The sequence below is a fragment of the Mycobacterium paraintracellulare genome (genome assembly GCF_000276825.1).
GTDB lineage: Bacteria > Actinomycetota > Actinomycetes > Mycobacteriales > Mycobacteriaceae > Mycobacterium > Mycobacterium intracellulare.
Window position 1 is genome coordinate 324934 of record NC_016948.1, and the last position, 14856, is coordinate 339789.

Annotated in this window: 15 protein-coding genes; 8 read left to right on the forward strand and 7 right to left on the reverse strand. The window is 66.7% G+C overall.

What is annotated here, in order from left to right; genetic code table 11:
* Positions 1–128 precede the first annotated feature (128 nt).
* Positions 129–1423 (forward strand): IS3 family transposase gene (locus OCQ_RS01575; protein WP_139826619.1). Its coding sequence is split into 2 segments (ribosomal slippage): positions 129–402 and positions 402–1423, totalling 1296 coding nucleotides; the frame shifts between segments, so codons are not numbered across the junction.
* 64 nt (positions 1424–1487) lie between these two features.
* Positions 1488–1949, forward strand: a complete 462-nt coding sequence (locus tag OCQ_RS01580; protein ID WP_041784755.1) for a DUF2834 domain-containing protein — start codon at positions 1488–1490, stop codon at positions 1947–1949.
* 219 nt (positions 1950–2168) lie between these two features.
* On the opposite strand, the gene OCQ_RS01585 is transcribed toward OCQ_RS01580, so the two are convergent.
* Entirely contained in the window at positions 2169–3239 is a 1071-nt protein-coding gene (locus OCQ_RS01585) for an ATP-dependent DNA ligase (protein ID WP_008263203.1), read from the reverse strand.
* Between the two features lie 26 nt (positions 3240–3265).
* Here OCQ_RS01585 and ligD point away from each other — a divergent pair, with 26 nt between their 5' ends.
* Both ligD and OCQ_RS01595 read left to right on the forward strand, forming a co-directional pair.
* Positions 3266–4297, forward strand: coding sequence for a non-homologous end-joining DNA ligase (gene ligD / locus OCQ_RS01590; RefSeq protein WP_014383677.1), 1032 nt, complete (start codon positions 3266–3268; stop codon positions 4295–4297).
* A gap of 953 nt (positions 4298–5250) precedes the next feature.
* Positions 5251–7242 (forward strand): glycoside hydrolase family 172 protein, encoded by a 1992-nt coding sequence (locus tag OCQ_RS01595; protein ID WP_014383678.1) that lies wholly within the window; start codon positions 5251–5253, stop codon positions 7240–7242.
* Here the strand turns inward: OCQ_RS01595 and OCQ_RS01600 are convergent.
* Positions 7239–7874, reverse strand: coding sequence for a cysteine hydrolase family protein (locus OCQ_RS01600; RefSeq protein ID WP_014383679.1), 636 nt, complete (start codon positions 7872–7874; stop codon positions 7239–7241). The genes OCQ_RS01595 and OCQ_RS01600 overlap by 4 nt on opposite strands.
* A gap of 123 nt (positions 7875–7997) precedes the next feature.
* Between OCQ_RS01600 and OCQ_RS01605 the strand changes: the two genes are divergently transcribed.
* Positions 7998–9200 carry a cytochrome P450 gene (locus OCQ_RS01605; protein ID WP_008263209.1) on the forward strand — a complete coding sequence of 401 codons (1203 nt, stop codon included), beginning with the start codon at positions 7998–8000 and terminating at the stop codon, positions 9198–9200.
* Between the two features lie 6 nt (positions 9201–9206).
* Here the strand turns inward: OCQ_RS01605 and OCQ_RS01610 are convergent, their stop codons facing one another.
* Positions 9207–9791, reverse strand: a complete 585-nt coding sequence (locus OCQ_RS01610; protein ID WP_041784756.1) for a TetR/AcrR family transcriptional regulator — start codon at positions 9789–9791, stop codon at positions 9207–9209.
* A 114-nt stretch (positions 9792–9905) separates the two neighbouring features.
* Between OCQ_RS01610 and OCQ_RS01615 the strand changes: the two genes are divergently transcribed.
* Positions 9906–10292 (forward strand): PPOX class F420-dependent oxidoreductase, encoded by a 387-nt coding sequence (locus OCQ_RS01615; RefSeq protein WP_008263216.1) that lies wholly within the window; start codon positions 9906–9908, stop codon positions 10290–10292.
* 22 nt (positions 10293–10314) lie between these two features.
* On the opposite strand, the gene OCQ_RS01620 is transcribed toward OCQ_RS01615, so the two are convergent.
* Genes OCQ_RS01620 through OCQ_RS01630 form a run of 3 tightly spaced genes read right to left on the reverse strand, consistent with a single transcriptional unit; the run spans position 10315 to position 12197 of the window.
* Positions 10315–11301 (reverse strand): SDR family NAD(P)-dependent oxidoreductase, encoded by a 987-nt coding sequence (locus OCQ_RS01620; protein WP_008263218.1) that lies wholly within the window; start codon positions 11299–11301, stop codon positions 10315–10317.
* A 6-nt stretch (positions 11302–11307) separates the two neighbouring features.
* Positions 11308–12024 carry a cutinase family protein gene (locus OCQ_RS01625; protein WP_008263220.1) on the reverse strand — a complete coding sequence of 239 codons (717 nt, stop codon included), beginning with the start codon at positions 12022–12024 and terminating at the stop codon, positions 11308–11310.
* Positions 12024–12197 (reverse strand): CsbD family protein, encoded by a 174-nt coding sequence (locus OCQ_RS01630; RefSeq protein WP_008263222.1) that lies wholly within the window; start codon positions 12195–12197, stop codon positions 12024–12026. Before OCQ_RS01630 ends, OCQ_RS01625 begins: the two co-directional genes overlap by 1 nt.
* A 61-nt stretch (positions 12198–12258) precedes the next feature.
* Between OCQ_RS01630 and OCQ_RS26715 the strand changes: the two genes are divergently transcribed.
* Entirely contained in the window at positions 12259–12417 is a 159-nt protein-coding gene (locus OCQ_RS26715) for a hypothetical protein (protein WP_014710822.1), read from the forward strand.
* Between the two features lie 39 nt (positions 12418–12456).
* Complete coding sequence (gene lipL / locus OCQ_RS01635) at positions 12457–13734, forward strand: esterase/beta-lactamase LipL (protein WP_008263225.1); 1278 nt, start codon at positions 12457–12459, stop codon at positions 13732–13734.
* On the opposite strand, the gene OCQ_RS01640 is transcribed toward lipL, so the two are convergent.
* Positions 13729–14790 (reverse strand): NAD(P)H-dependent amine dehydrogenase family protein, encoded by a 1062-nt coding sequence (locus tag OCQ_RS01640; RefSeq protein ID WP_036429769.1) that lies wholly within the window; start codon positions 14788–14790, stop codon positions 13729–13731. The genes lipL and OCQ_RS01640 overlap by 6 nt on opposite strands.
* Positions 14791–14856 lie beyond the last annotated feature (66 nt).

A 14856-nucleotide genomic window follows, 5' to 3' on the forward strand; every position in this document is an offset into this window, starting at 1 on the left:
GAAGTCTTCTTTGCCGAGTCGATTGCCTTGCGCCGCATACACCATTGGCAACGCAGGCTCCGGGCTACGAGTGAATGTGAACCGTCCCGCGTTTGATGCGCACCTCTCTTCTTGGGAAGGTGCATGTCGTGGCGAGCAAGTACGACCCGGAGACCCGGGCCAGGGCTGTGCGTTTGGTGCTGGATCATCGTGATGACTATCCAAGCGAGTGGGCGGCGATCACTGCGGTGTCTCAGCGGCTGGGGATGACCGCCGAGACGCTGCGAAGTTGGATCCGTCGGCATCAGGTCGACGAGGGTGAGCGCGACGGTGTGTCCAGTGACGCTGCGGCGCAGATCCGCGCGCTCAAGCGCCGTAACGCCGAGCTGGAGCAGACCATCGAAATCCTCAAAGCGGCAACGAGTTTCTTCGTGCGGGAGAGCGACCCGCGCAACCGCCGCTGACAGCCACGGTCTGCGAGTTCATCGCCGAGAACAGGGACCGTTTCGGGGTCGCTCCGATCTGCCGCGTGCTCTCCGAGCACGGGATGCCGATCGCCCCGAGAACGTTTCACGCCTGGGCTACGCGGGCGCCCTCGAAACGGGCCCTGTGGGATGCCACGATCACGCAGATCCTGGCCGGCTGCTACGAGCCCGACGAGCAGGGCCGCCGCAAACCGGAGTCGCTGTACGGGTCGCTGAAGATGTGGGCCCATCTGCAGCGCGAGGGCATCCCGGTGGCCAAGTCCACGGTGGAACGGCTGATGCGTAAAAACGGCTGGCAGGGCGTGCGACGCTGCAAGAAGGTGCGCACCACGATCCCGGACCCGGCCGCGGTGCGGCCACCGGATCTGGTGGACCGCCAGTTCGCCGTGCCCGCTCCCAACCTGCTGCTCGTGGCTGACTTCACCTACGTGAAGTTGGTGACCGGGATCTTCGTCTATGTCGCGTTTGTCATCGACGCTTATGCCGGAGCCATCTTGGGGTGGGAGGCGTCGGCCTCCAAGCACACCCGCTTCGTCGAATCAGCCATCCGTCAGGCCGCCGCACTACGCCGCCGCCAGGGGCATCCGATCGACGGTGCGATCCACCACAGCGATGCCGGGTCGCAATATACGAGCGTGAGATTCGGTGAGACACTGAGTCTTTCGGGGATCCGACCGTCGGTCGGTAGTGTCGGTGACGCCTACGATAACGCGTTGGCCGAGACCACGATCGGGCTCTACAAAAACGAGTGCGTCCGAGCCGACTCCCCGTTCCGCCGCGGCAAGCTCAACACCGTGGGCGACGTCGAGTACATCACCGCCGACTACGTCGCCTGGTACAACCAGCAGCGCCTCATGCACCGCCTCGGACGCATCCCACCCGCCGAAGCCGAGACCCGCTACTATTCCCAACTCGTGACCGACCAATCGGCCGGCTCACAGAACCCCGAGGGTGCATGAAACTCGGGATGGTTCAATGGGCCATTTTGTGCCATCGCCCGTTTGGTTCGTTCTACCTTGAGGCATGACTACAACCGACCGAGCGGACCAAGCATCATCGGTCCCTACGTCCCGCAAAATTCTTTGCATCGTCTACGGCGCTATCGCGGTCGCCGCGCTCATCGCGACGTGGAGCCAGACAATCACGTACGTTCACAGCCCGACCGAGTTTTTCGTTAATTTCTGGCGCGACACCAAAACGACTGCGGCCTCGCGCAATATCACAGCCGACGCCCTGATGCTGGCCCTGAGTGCCGTCATTCTGATGGTGATCGAAGCCAGGAAATACAACCTGCGATTCGTCTGGCTGTACATTGTGGGATCGTTCTTCATCGCCGTCAGCGTGATGTTCCCGCTCTTCCTGATCGCGCGCGAATTGCGCCTGCGCACAGCCGACGTGCCACGCCTTGGCAGGACGGACACAATTCTGCTCGCGGTTGTCGCCGTCTTGACCCTGGCCCTGACTATCAGGATCGACATGGGGTGACCACTCAACGCGACCTTTCACTTGTACGACTAACAGTGGTCTGACGGCACCACGGTGTGGACCTGACCCAGCTAACCGACGTTGAAAGCCGTCCGGGCACCTGGCTCTTGTGTCCGAAGGTATGCCCGGCGGAGGCAAACTAACCAGTGCCGCAAGGCGTTTCAGATCCGGTAATCGCGGGTCGTGATGGCCGCAGCGTCGCGGAAGGAACCCTTCCTTTCAGCCCGGGCCGAGGCCCGGCACGATCTCGCCGAGGCTGAACGTCACCGGCTGTTCCAGCTGTTCGTAGGTGCACGAGCGCGGGTCGCGGTCCGGACGCCACCGATTGAACTGCGCGGTATGGCGAAACCGCCGACCCTCCATGTGGTCGTAGCGGACCTCGACCACGCGCTCGGGCCGCAGCGGCACGAACGAGAGGTCCTTGCCGGCGTTCCATCGCGAGTATTCGTTCTTGCGGGGCGTCCGCTCGCCGGCCTCGTGGGCGGCCCAGTTCCACGGATGGTCCGCGAAGTCGGTGACGAGCGGCTGCAGTTCGGCGAACAGCCGGCGCCGCTCGGCCATCGGGAACGCGCCGATGACGCCGACCGAGGCCAGCTGCCCGTCGTCCTGGTAGAGCCCCAGCAGCAGCGACCCGATCGCGTCGGCGCCGGACTTGTGGACCCGATAGCCGGCGACCACACAGTCCGCGGTCCGTTCGTGCTTGATCTTGAACATCACCCGCTTGTCCGGCTGGTAGGTGACGTCCAGGGGCTTGGCGATCACGCCATCGAGGCCGGCGCCCTCGAACTCGTCGAACCATCGCTGCGCGGTGCCCAGATCGGTCGTCGCGGGCGTGACATGGATCGAGCGACCCGATCCGCCCACCGCATCGACCAGGGCCGCCCGCCGCTCGCTGAACGGCCGCCGGGTGTAGTCGTCGCCGCCGAGCGCCAGCAGGTCGAACGCGATGAAGGACGCGGGCGTCGCCTCGGCGAGCATCCGCACCCGCGAGTCGGCCGGGTGAATGCGTTGCTGCAGCGCCTCGAAGTCCAGGCCGTGGTCGGTGGCGATGACGATCTCCCCGTCGATCACGCAGCGCTCCGGCAGCTCGGCCCTGACCGCGGCGACCAACTCCGGAAAGTAGCGGGTCATCGGCCGCTCGTTGCGGCTGCCCAGCTCGACGTCGTCGCCGTCGCGGAAACAGATCGACCTGAATCCGTCCCACTTGGGCTCGTACGACGCGTGGGGCGGGATAGCGCGAACCGACTTGGCCAGCATCGGCGACACCGGCGGCATGACAGGGAGGTCCATAGCCTGATTGTGCTGGAATCGGTGGTATGGCTGCTGCAGAAGAGGTCGACGTCGACGGTGTCGCGGTCCGCCTGACCAATCCCGACAAGGTGTATTTCCCCAAGCTGGGATCGCGGGGCACCAAGCGGCACCTGGTCGAGTACTACCGCGCCGTCGCCGGCGGCCCGATGCTCGACACGCTGCGCGACCGGCCCAGCCACCTGCAGCGGTTCCCGGACGGCATCGACGGCGAGGAGATTTATCAGAAGCGGATTCCCCAGCACCACCCGGACTACTTGGAGACGTGCCAGGTGACGTTCCCGTCGGGGCGGACCGCCGACGCGCTGAAGGTCACCCATCCCGCCGCGATCGTGTGGGCGGCGCAGATGGGCACGATCACCCTGCACCCGTGGCAGGTGCGCTGCCCCGACACCGACCACCCCGACGAGCTGCGCATCGATCTGGATCCGCAGCCCGGCGTCGCATTCGAACAGGCGCGCACCGTCGCGGTCGACGTGTTGCGGCCGCTGCTCGACGAGCTCGGTCTGGTGGGCTACCCGAAGACATCCGGGGGTCGCGGGATCCACGTCTTCCTGCGGATCGCCACCGACTGGGATTTCGTCGAGGTGCGCCGCGCGGGCATCGCGCTGGCCCGTGAAGTGGAGCGCCGTGCGCCCGACGCCGTCACCACCGCATGGTGGAAGGAAGAACGGGGCGAGCGCATCTTCGTCGACTTCAACCAGAACGCCCGGGATCGGACCATGGCGTCGGCCTATTCGGTGCGACGCACGCCGATCGCGACGGTGTCGATGCCGCTGACTTGGGACGAATTGGCCGGTGCCGAGCCGGACGACTACACCATGGCGACCGTGCCCGAGCTGGTCGCGCGCCGGGAAGACCCTTGGGCCGCAATGGATGATGTTGCCCAGTCGATCGCGTCGCTGCTGGAAATGGCCGAGGCCGACGAAGAGCGTGGCTTGGGTGACATGCCGTATCCGCCGAACTATCCGAAGATGCCCGGGGAGCCCAAACGCGTTCAGCCCAGCCGGGATACGGATCGCAGGAACGGGAAGAAGTAGCCCGAAACCCATTGCGCGATCAGCCTGAGGGCGATGGGCTGCGCGCTCGCGGTGGACGAGCGGAAGCGATCCTTCTGTGCCCCAGGGGCTTAGGAGATGCGGATCCGAACCACACGAATTCCCCTACCCGAACTGCCAGGGTTTCGGGGCTGACCGCTTTCAGCGCTCTTTCGCTCAGGCGATCAGTTTACCCCGAACCCGCACAAGCTCAGCAAGAAATTCGCGAAGAGCGTGCGCACGGCCCGAAGGATGCGCACGCCATCGCGTCGCTGAGGTGTCGGTCATGCTCAAAGTGACCGGAGCGGGCCCCAGCGATCGATGTAAACCGTTGGTGCCCAACGACTTCACGTCGCACGACCGCGTTAGCATTGTCACGGCGTCGTCCGATATACGAGGGGATGTATCGGCTTCGGCTGTGCGAGTAACTGGCACCCAATGCCATTAACGCCGCATTGGTAAGTACAAATGGGCCCTACCTGGTAATGGGTGCCAACGGCGGAAGCACCTGATGGCCGAAGTTCGGCCCTACAACGTGCAGGTGGCGACCGGTGAGCAGTCGACAGTGAGGGGCAGGGTGCAACCCGAGGCCGTCAGTGCGGTGAAGGTGAGGAGAAGGCCGAGAACAACCTTGTATTTCAATCCAGACATAACCACTCCCTTCGTAGGAGAATTCTTACGCCCGAGAAGCGTTATAGTACGTGAGTACAATGCGGAATGCCATGGGATCCAGCGAAATAGCGTCGATTTACGTCAACTGATTGAAGTCCATCGCGACGGGCCAATTTTTAGACTGGAATGGCGCGTTTCCGCCGCACTGATGCCGGTCGCATGGTGCGAACTGGCAACACCTCGAAGGTATTTCGCGCGGCAGGGGCGGGGCCAGAGCCCGAAGAAAAGTAAGCTCCGTTGTTATGCCGGTGGCTTCTCGGGCGTGGACTGCGGCCTGCGCGCTGATGCTGTGGGCCGCCGCCTGCGTCACCGCGCCCGCAGCGGCCGAGCCGCCGGCCGCCGGTCTCGGCGAGAAGATGGTCGGCTGGGACACCTACCGCCGGTTGGATCGGCTGCCCTATCTGGACGCCGAATCGCAGACCCTGCAGGTGTCGAGTTTCGATCGCAGCGGCGGCGATTTCGACATTTCGACCGGTAACCGCAACGGCACCGGCGGGTGTTTGGCACCGGGCGGCGCGGGCTGCGTCATCGCGGAGGATCACGGTGCCGGGGAAGTTGATTCGATCTGGTTTACCCGTGACGGGGGCAATGTGCGTGCCATCGGGCACATCCGCATCGAGCTGGATGGGCAGACCGTCGTGGACACACCGCTGCAAGCGCTGGTCGACGGCGAACTGGGCGCCCCGTTCGCGTGGCCGCTGGTGGCCAACGCCGCCCGGTCGCCGGGCGGGGTCTATATCAAGGTGCCGATGCCCTATCGGCGGTCGATGCGGATCAGCGTCGCGTCCCATCTGGAGTACTACCACGTCGACTATCGACAGTTCCCGAATGCCGATGGGATAACTACCTTTTCGCCCGCCGATCCCGCGCTCGATGTGCTGGACACCCTGCGCGCCGCGGGCACCGCCGACCCCAAACCGGCGACAGGCACTGCAACGCAGAGCAATCGGGTCATCGATCTCCCCGCCGGGACCGAACAAACCGTCGCCGAGACGAGCGGTCCGGGCAGCATCTCGGCGCTGCGGCTGCGGCTGCCCGCCGCGGCGGATCAACTCCTGGCCGGATTGCGCCTGCGGATCGAATTCGACGGCCGGACCTTGGTCGACGCGCCCCTGGGGGAGTTCTTCGGCGCGGGACTCGGCGCCAACCCCGTGCGATCGCTGATGTTCGCCGCCGATCCACAGCCCGACGGGTCGCTGGTCTTGTGGGATTGGTGGCCAATGCCTTTCGCGAACTCGACCCGCGTCACCCTCGTCAACACCACCGCCGCCACGGTGCCGGGGATCGCCGGCGACGTCACGACGACGCCCGACGCGCAATGGGCGGCGGCGCTGGCCAGCGGCCGCGCCGGCTACTTCACCGCCCGCGCCCATGCCGGCCCGACCATCCAGGGCCAGGACTGGGTGTTCGCCGACGAACAGGGCCACGGCAAATTCGTCGGCGTCAGCCACACCATACGGGGCCAGCGGACCAAAACGGCGTTCAGCGACGGCGCCCCCTACTTTCTCGAAGGCGCCGAGCGGGTCTACACCGACGGCGCCGCATCCCCGCAGTGGTACGGCACCGGCACCGAGGACCTCTACGAGGGTGGCTGGTACTTCAAAGACGGCACCCACTTCAGCGACCCGCTCAACGGCCAGCCCGACCAGCGCACGGCGACCGGCGGGTGCGCGGACTACTGCGTCGCCGTCTACCGGATCATGCTAGCCGACGCCATCGGGTATCACTCCGCGCTCCGCTTCGGCATCGAGCACGGCAAGCGCAACATGGTCCAACCCGACTACAGCTCAACGGCATTCCTCTACACACAGCCGGACGCGGTCCTCACCGGCAGCGACGACGTCCGCCCCGCCGACCCCGTCGATCGCGTCCTGCACGGCTACACCGATGCCGACGCCACCGATCAGCTGCTGGTCAGCGAATACGAGGGCACCGAGGACACCCTGCCCCTCGTCGGCTCGGTCCGCAGCACCCAGGGCGCGATCACGTTCCATGTCCAGGTTGATCCGGGCAACCACGGTGTCCTGCTGCGCCGCACGTCGGACCAGGCGACCGGCTTCCAATCGGCGGACGTCGCGGTGGACGGCGTGCCCGCGGGCACGTGGCTTCAGCCGCGCAGCAACACCTTTCACCGCTGGCTGGACGACACCTACCTGTTGCCGCAGTCGGTCACCGCGGGCAAAGCGCAGCTGACCATCACCCTCACGCCCGCGGCGGATTCGCCGCCCTGGACCGCCAGCCGCTACCACGTCGACGCCCTCACGGGCCCGGCCTAGAGAGCGGCGATCGCGGCGACGGCCTCGTCGGCGGTCACGATGGCCGAGGCGTAGTTGGGCAGATTGACCTCGAGGGCGGCGCGCATCTCGGTGTCCGAATAGTCGGCCGTGGCGTCGCGGACCACGGTGACGTCGTAGCCGAGCTCGGCGGCGAACCGCACCGTCGCCTCCACGCAGGTATGCGCGATCAAGCCCATGACGATGACCTGCTCGATGCCGTGGCGCTTGAGTTGCAGATCCAAATCGGTGTTGGCGAAACCGCTGGAACACCAGTGCTCGTGAGCGACGACGTCACCGGGTTGCGGTGCGAACCCGGGACGGATCTCGCCGCCCCAGGTGCCGTATTCGAACGTCTTGCGCGACCAGGCCGCCCGCTGCACCGGCGCGATGTGCTTCCACGTTTCGTAGTCGCCCGGCCGGTAACGGCGATGCAGGGCATAAAAGACGCGGAGGTTCGCGCCGCGCGCCGCGTCGAGCACCTGCTGCATGTGGGTGACGCAGCCATTGCCTTCGATGACGCCTTTCAGCCGGTCCCACACCTTCCCGCCCGGGGAAATGAAGTCGTTGTAGGGGTCGATCACCAGGAGCCCGGTCGCCGCCTTGTCGTATGCCACCGGATCATCATCGCGCACGGCTTGGCGACCTTGACGGATTCGCGGAGATGCTGCTAGACATGGCCTGCGCCACGATTTTGGGCGATCGCCCAAACTCGACGGGCGCAGGGATGCCGGCGGCTGCCCGAAGTGAGGAAATCGATGACCGTCACCAATGACACCGACGTCTACTACGACCCCTACGACGTGGGCATCAACGCCGACCCGTATCCGACCTATGCGCGGCTGCGCGATGAAGCCCCGATCTACTACAACGAAAAGTACGACTTCTGGGCGCTGTCACGGCATTCCGACGTCGAGCGCGGATTGGCCAACTGGGAAACCTTCTCCAACAAGCGAAGCGACATCCTCGAGCTGGTCCAGTCGAAGTTCGAGATGCCCGGCGGCGTGATGATGTTCCAGGACCCCCCCGAACACACGAGGCTGCGCGGCCTGATGTCCCGCGTCTTCACGCCGCGCCGGATGGCCGCCCTCGAGGACCAGATCCGGCAGTACTGCGTTCGGTGCCTGGACCCACTCGTCGGGTCCGGGGGATTCGACATCATCGCCGAGCTGGCATCGATGATGCCGATGCGGGTGATCGGGATGCTGTTGGGAATCCCGGAATCCGAGCAGGTCTCGGTGCGCGACGCCAACGACGCCAACCTGCGCACCAAGCCCGGCGCTCCCCTGAAGGTCGCCAACGCCGACTCCATCGCCGACGGCCGGATCTACGCCGACTACGTCGAATGGCGTTCGAAGAATCCGTCCGACGACCTGATGACGACGCTGCTCAACGTCGAGTTCGACGACGACCAGGGTGTGCACCGCAAGCTGACCCGTAAAGAGGTGCTGCATTACACCCAGGTTGTCGCCGGGGCGGGTAACGAGACGACCGGCCGGCTGATCGGCTGGCTGGCCAAGGTGCTCGCGGAGCACCCGGATCAGCGCCGAGAGGTGTACCGGGACCGGTCCCTGTTGACCCGCACCGTCGACGAGACGCTGCGCTTCGAACCCACCGGCCCCCACGTCGCCCGTTGGATGGCACGGGATTTCGAGTGCTACGGCACGACGGTGCCGGCCGGCAGCGCCATGCTGCTGCTCTTCGGCGCCGCCAACCGCGACCCCCGCCGCTACACCGATCCGGACACCTACAACATCCGACGCGACAACATCTCGCACATCACGTTCGGCAAGGGCGTGCACTACTGCCTGGGCGCCAACCTGGCCCGCCTGGAAGGCCGCGTCGCGCTCGACGAGATCCTCAACCGTTGGCCGGAATGGGACATCGACTACGACACCGCACAATTGGCGTCGACGTCCACGGTGCGCGGCTGGGAGCGGCTGCGGGTCGTGCTGCCTTAACGGGCGCTAAGAGGGCAACTCGAAACGGTCGATGAGCCGGTTGACGAGGGCGACGGCTTCGTCATGGCCCGCCGTGGTGCCGAGCGCCTGTTCCAGGATCAGCATGCGGCCGATCGCCGCGATGATGACCGCGATCCCCGCGGGCGGAAATTCGCCCCGGTCCAATCCGTGTTCGCGGACGATGAAATTCAATGCGGTGGTTTGCGTTTCGCGCCATCGCTCCGACCACGCCGCGATCTCTGCCCCGATGTCCTTGCGATGGTTGGCCAGCCCCATGAACTCCAACAGCAGCCGGGTGTCCTTCGGCTCGATGAGGGTTTGCCAGAAGGCGTGCAGTGGGCGGTCGGAGGCCAGCGCCTGCTTTTGGCGCTCCAGATAGGCGGCGGCCCCGCGCCGGAAGACGTCGAGGTACAGCTCGTCCATGGTGGGGAAGTAATAGTGGACCAGCGCGGGTTTGACGCCGGCCTCGTTCGCCACCCGCCGCGAGGTGGCCGCGGCGTAGCCGTCCTCGACCATGATCTGGATCGTCGCGTCGATCAGCATGTCGCGAGTGTTGGAGTCGCGCGCCTTCGGCCGTCGGGGGGCGGTCATGGTGTACGTCTTTCCCGCAGGGATGCGTAGCCTTTTGGGCAATCGCCCAAAAGCTTAGCCCAGGGTCGTGCCGACCATGATTAGGAACTGGCGCGACGGGGCAATGGAGGTGTCATGGCCCCCAGTTTCAGCGACGTCATCCGATCCAAGTACCTGCTGTTGACCACGTTCACCAAGGACGGCCGGCCCAAGCCGACCCCGGTCTGGGGGGCGCCCGACGGCGACGGCAAGCTGTTGGTGATCACCGACGACGGTTCGTGGAAAACCAAGCGGATCAACAACACGCCCAGGGTGACGATCGCCAAGAGCGCTGCGCTGGGCAAGCCCAAGAGCGACGAGGTCGAGGCCGTCGCCCGGGTACTGCCGAAGTCCGAGACGCGGCGCGTGTACAACGCCGTCCTCAAGCGGTACTGGTACCACGCGTGGTGGTTCTACGCGCACACGATCGTCCGCGGCGGCATCGACAAGGTGCACGTCGGCCTGGAGATCACACCCGCCTGAACGGCCCTGAACGGCGTTGCGGCTATTCGCTTTCCGCGCGCATCGCCGCGAACGTGTCCGCCACCGTTTGCTGCGGATCGCGATAGTTGATGCCCAGTTCTCGTTCGCTCGGGGAATCGTCGGACGCCGGCATCTGGGTGTAGTACTGCATTCCCGCCGAGGTGAACGGGGTCTCGAAGGGCAGGAAGCGATTCGCCCGATCAAGCACCGCCCCGGCCACCCGCAGCGCGGTGTCGGGGATCGGGACCGCCACCATCGGCGTCCCGGCCACCTGGCCGAGCAGGTTCGCGAGGTCCGCGGCGGGCACCCGGTGGCCGCCCGCGGTGTAGCGCCGCGGCCCGCGCCCGGGTTCGAGCAACGCCGCGTGCAGGGCGGCCAGGTCGCGGACGTCGACGATCAGCCATGCCGCGCTGCGCCCCGGGATCGCATGCATCTGCACGGCCGCTCGCACGCCCTCGCCGGCCTCACCGAACTGGTCGCCGACCGGCGGCCCGAGCACCATCCCCGGATAGGTGATGCTGACCGGCGCGCCCGCATCCTGCAGGCCGCGGGCATAGATCTCGACCTGCGCCTTGGACGTTCCGTAGCCGTCGGCCCCGCCCACCACTGGCAGGTCTGCCGTCAGCGTCTCCAGGTCCGGACGGAACAGCGCGGTGAAACTCGACACGTGCACGATCGGATCCAGACCGAGCTCGACGGACTGGCCAAGCACGTTCTGGGCGCCCTGCATGTTGGTGGCGAGCATCTGCGGCGTCTGGCGCGGATCCGTGGCCACCAGGGCGGCGCTGTGCACGACGGCGTCGCATCCCTGCAACGCGTCTCGCACCGCGACGCGGTCGGTGATGTCGGCGACGGCGAAGTCCGAGGTGTCCACACCCAGCTTCGCGACGGTGGTCTGCAGCTTCGCCGGGTTGCGGACCAGGAACCGCACCGAGTGTCCCGCGTCGAAAACGGCCTTGGCGGTCCACCCGCCGACAAAGCCCGTACCGCCCGTGATGAGGACCCGCATGCCGGCCTACAGGCGGCCGGCGACGAAATCGGCGGCCTGGCTGGTCATGCCGTTTCCCGGGTAGGAGGTGTGGGCGGCCAGGCCCCCGTCGCCGCCGCTGGCACAGACCGGATCGCCCGGCGCGCACAGTTGGATCGTCTTGGGCGCATACAGCGGCCCGATGGTGAGCGGCGGCGCGTTGTACTTCTGCAGGAACTGCCCCGTCGGCGTGCCAAACAGCGTGACGGCGGCGACGTGTTGCGCGATGGCCGGCGGCATCGGAGGCGGCACCTTGTCAGCGGGAACGCCCGGCGGCACGGTGGCCGAGGTGGTGTAGCCCGCCACCGCGGCGCCCTGCGAGTAGCCGCCGAGCACCTCGCGGGTGTTGGGGCAACTCGCCACCATGGACTCGATGTGCGAACTGGCGTCGCGGATTCCGTCGATGACGGTCCCCGGGAACGCGGGATTGTCGAAGTCGGTGCTGGCGGGGTAGTTCACCGCATACACCGTCAGCGACTTGGCACCGATCTCCGAGCGCAGCGCGTCCACGAACGGCCGGCCGATGCCGCCGATGCCGGGCGGCTCGCCGGATCCCCGGGCGAACACCACCTCGACGTCGGGACACGGTTCGGCCGTCGCCGAGGGCGCGCTCGCGACCGGTGAGCCGAATACGGCTGCCGCTGCCAACAAGGGCAGCGGCAGGCGGCGCATCGACCGGACGGCCAACACATTCCGGATTGTCATTACTTTTTGAACGCGTCCTTCACCTTTTCGCCGGCGTCTTTCAACGCGGACTTCGCTTGATCGGCCCGCCCTTCGTCCCGGGTTTGGGCATCGCCCGTGGCTTTGCCGAGGGCTTCCTTGGCGCGGCCGCCGAGGTCCTCGATCTTATTCTTCAACTTGTCTTCGGCGCTCATGGCGTGCTGGCTACCCGGGAGCAGCAGATATCGAAACACCGGCCCTGTCATCATGGACGCTGTGAGCACCGCGATCGTGGTGGCAGTAGTGGCGGGCCTGATGTTGCTGGGCATCGGCATGGTGGTCAATCAGCTGCTGCGGCTGCGCCGCTATCTGAGGGACGCGCCGCCCGATCAAATCCCCGGTGAGAATCCCGAGCCCCCGCGACAACCCGACTGATAGCTTCATTCGGATGACCGCTCCAGACGTCGCGGCGCAGTGACACCGTCGACCCTGCTGATCACCGGCGATGGTTTGCCACGCGGTGTGTCCGGCGCAGCCGACCCGCGCTTCGCCAACGTCGTCAAGCTGTTCTCCCAGCTGTTCCCCGGCCGCCGGTTCGGCGGGGGAGCCCTGAGCGTCTATGTCGACGGCGTGTCCGTCGTGGACGTCTGGACCGGGTGGTCGGACCGGGCCGGCACCCAGCGCTGGACCGCCGACACCGGCGCGATGGTGTTCTCGGCTACCAAGGGCATCGCGTCGACCGTGATACACCGGCTCGCCGACCGCGGCCTGCTGTCCTACGACGCGCCCGTCGCGCAATACTGGCCCGAGTTCGGCGCCAACGGGAAGGCCGAGATCACGGTCCGCGACGTCTTGCGGCACCGATCCGGGTTGTCGCACCTGCGGGGCGTCACCAAAACCGAGTTGATGGACCACCTGCTGATGGAGAAGCGGCTGGCGGCCGCGCCCGTCGATCATCTGCGCGGTGTGCAGGCCTACCACGCGCTCACCTACGGGTGGCTGTTGTCGGGTCTGGCCCGGGCGGTGACCGGTAAGGGGATGCGCGAGCTGATCCGCCAGGAGGTCGCCCGTCCGCTGGACACCGACGGGCTGCACCTGGGCCGCCCCCCGCAAGGTTCACCGACGACGGCCGCCGAAATCCTGATACCGCAGGGGCGGCTGCGTGCCCCGGTGTTCAACTTCATCGCGCCGCGACTGGCCGGCCTGCCCTTCTCCGGGGCGCTCGGCGCGATGTACTTCCCGGGCGTCATCTCGCTGATCAAGGGAGACACCCCGTTCCTGGACGGCGAGGTCCCGGCCGCCAACGGCGTGGTGACCGGGCGGGGACTGGCCAAGATGTTCGCCGCGCTGGCCAACGACGGCCGCATCGACGGCAAGAAGTTCCTGTCCGACGAGCTGGCACGGGGGCTCGCCGGGCAGGCGCGGCGGAAGTGGCCCGACGCAAACATGGTGGTGCCCATGCCTTTTCACCTCGGGTACCACGAGTCGCCGGTTCCCGGCCTGCTCCGCGGCTTCGGCCACGTCGGGCTGGGCGGAACGCTCGGCTGGGCCGACCCCGAGACCGGCAGCTCCTTCGGCTTCGTGCACAACCGGCTGCTGACGCCGCTGCTGTTCGACATGGGATCCTTTGCGCGCCTTGCGCGTCCGCTGCGCAACGCCATCGAGGCGGTCCGCGATCAGGAGCCGCTCGCGGTGCCGCCGCTGGGCGCGCGCTACGCCAAACCCGCCCGGCGGCGCAGCGCGGCGCTATGACCCGATGTGCGCGTTGCCGCGGGGCAGCGTCAGCGGGAGGTCTGCGTAGGTGGCGATGCCGGGTGCCGCGGCGACGACGGCGGGGATCGCGTTGATGGCCGGCATCGCGGTCATGATGTGGCCGAGGTCCATGAACTCTTCGATGGTGGTGGCTTCGAAGTAGGGCGGCGGCAGGAACCCCACCTTGGTGGTCACCGTGGGCTGCCCGTCGATCTGGATGACCCAGCCGTCCTGCTCGATCTTCCAGTCCGGGTCGAGCGTCTGCCCCTTGCGCCACCGCACGTTCAGGTCGATCAGGGTCTGTCCGTTGACGATTCCCTGCCAGCTGATGTACGTGCCCGCGACGTGTCCCGCGGGGATGGTCCAGGACGCCATCACGAGGTCCTCGGTGGTCTGGGCGAACTCGGCGACGCAGCGCACCTCGTCGAGCTCGACGCCGAGGGCGTCGCCCACCAGCCGGACGGCCTCGCCGAAGATGGCCGTCCCCTTCGCCGCCATCGCCGGCAGGTCCGGATGGTCGATCGGCTGGCCGAAGCCCACCGGCTTCTCTGTCTCGGGCGAGTCATAGAACGTGGTGTCGGCCGCCTCGTTGACCGTGACCTTGTCGATCCGGTTGCACACCATCGCCGACACGATGGCCAGCAGCTCGGCGAAACCCGGGCTGACGCCGGACCCGAAGATCGTGGAGCCGCCCTTCTGGCAGGCCTGCGCGATGCGCTCGCGGTCGTTGCCGAGGTTCCCGCCGGTGATGAACGACGCGGTGGTCACCACGTTGACGCCCGCGGACAGGATGCGGACCAGCTCGTCGACGTCGAACCACATCGGGTTGTAGACCACGCAATCCGGCTTGAGGGCCAGGAGCTCGTCGACGTCGTTGGTGGCCGCGACGCCCACCGGCGCGATCCCGACGAGCTCACCGGCATCGCGCCCGACCTTGTCCTTCGACCAGGCGAAGCACCCGACCAATTCCAGCGTGGGGTTGGTGACGATCGACTTCAGCGAGCTCTTGCCGACATTGCCGGTGTTCCACTGAACCACTCGATAGTTGTTTGGCACTCGCTCAGCATAGGGAATCGCGGGGGTTCTTAGTAGGCCTAATAGGAAGATTCGGCAGCCGACGTT

Coding starts and splice junctions, on each gene's coding strand:
- OCQ_RS01580 (WP_041784755.1), top strand. CDS start 1,488: ATGACTACAACCGACCGAGCGGACCAAGCATCATCGGTCCCTACGTCC.
- OCQ_RS01585 (WP_008263203.1), bottom strand. CDS start 3,239: ATGGACCTCCCTGTCATGCCGCCGGTGTCGCCGATGCTGGCCAAGTCG.
- ligD (WP_014383677.1), top strand. CDS start 3,266: ATGGCTGCTGCAGAAGAGGTCGACGTCGACGGTGTCGCGGTCCGCCTG.
- OCQ_RS01595 (WP_014383678.1), top strand. CDS start 5,251: ATGCTGTGGGCCGCCGCCTGCGTCACCGCGCCCGCAGCGGCCGAGCCG.
- OCQ_RS01605 (WP_008263209.1), top strand. CDS start 7,998: ATGACCGTCACCAATGACACCGACGTCTACTACGACCCCTACGACGTG.
- OCQ_RS01610 (WP_041784756.1), bottom strand. CDS start 9,791: ATGACCGCCCCCCGACGGCCGAAGGCGCGCGACTCCAACACTCGCGAC.
- OCQ_RS01615 (WP_008263216.1), top strand. CDS start 9,906: ATGGCCCCCAGTTTCAGCGACGTCATCCGATCCAAGTACCTGCTGTTG.
- OCQ_RS01620 (WP_008263218.1), bottom strand. CDS start 11,301: ATGCGGGTCCTCATCACGGGCGGTACGGGCTTTGTCGGCGGGTGGACC.
- OCQ_RS01625 (WP_008263220.1), bottom strand. CDS start 12,024: ATGACAATCCGGAATGTGTTGGCCGTCCGGTCGATGCGCCGCCTGCCG.
- OCQ_RS01630 (WP_008263222.1), bottom strand. CDS start 12,197: ATGAGCGCCGAAGACAAGTTGAAGAATAAGATCGAGGACCTCGGCGGC.